Below are 466 nucleotides of genomic sequence, written 5' to 3'. Positions count from 1 at the left end.
ACTGGGGTGAAGTCGTAACAAGGTAGCCGTATCGGAAGGTGCGGCTGGATCACCTCCTTTCCAGAGCTTCTCGCAAAGTTGAGCGCTCACGCTTATCGGCTGTAAATTTAAAGACAGACTCAGGGGTCTGTAGCTCAGTCGGTTAGAGCACCGTCTTGATAAGGCGGGGGTCGTTGGTTCGAATCCAACCAGACCCACCATTGTCTGGCGGTAGGTACCTGAGGGAATCTGTACTCATGGGGGCATAGCTCAGCTGGGAGAGCACCTGCTTTGCAAGCAGGGGGTCGTCGGTTCGATCCCGTCTGCCTCCACCAATCTTCAATGACAAGCGTTCGACTTGGGTCGAGTCTTTGTCATTGGCGATTGAGCCAGTCAGAGTGATACGTAGTAAGTATCGGCTGTCGTTCTTTAACAATCTGGAAGAAGTAAGTAATTTGGATAGCGGAAGCGTCTTTGAGATGGACGT

General features: G+C 51.9%; 2 tRNA genes and 1 rRNA gene. All 3 read left to right on the top strand.

Features of this window, described 5'->3' with window-relative positions:
• Positions 1-60: ribosomal RNA gene (locus DID99_RS36910) — 16S ribosomal RNA — on the top strand; the annotation flags it as partial.
• Between the two features lie 63 nt (positions 61-123).
• Positions 124-200 (top strand) — tRNA-Ile (locus DID99_RS36905).
• 38 nt (positions 201-238) lie between these two features.
• A tRNA-Ala gene (locus tag DID99_RS36900) sits at positions 239-314 on the top strand.
• Positions 315-466 lie beyond the last annotated feature (152 nt).

Source organism: Burkholderia sp. Bp8986 (genome assembly GCF_003854225.1).
In the GTDB taxonomy this organism is placed as follows: domain Bacteria; phylum Pseudomonadota; class Gammaproteobacteria; order Burkholderiales; family Burkholderiaceae; genus Burkholderia.
This window is presented reverse-complemented; position numbering and strand designations above follow the sequence as displayed.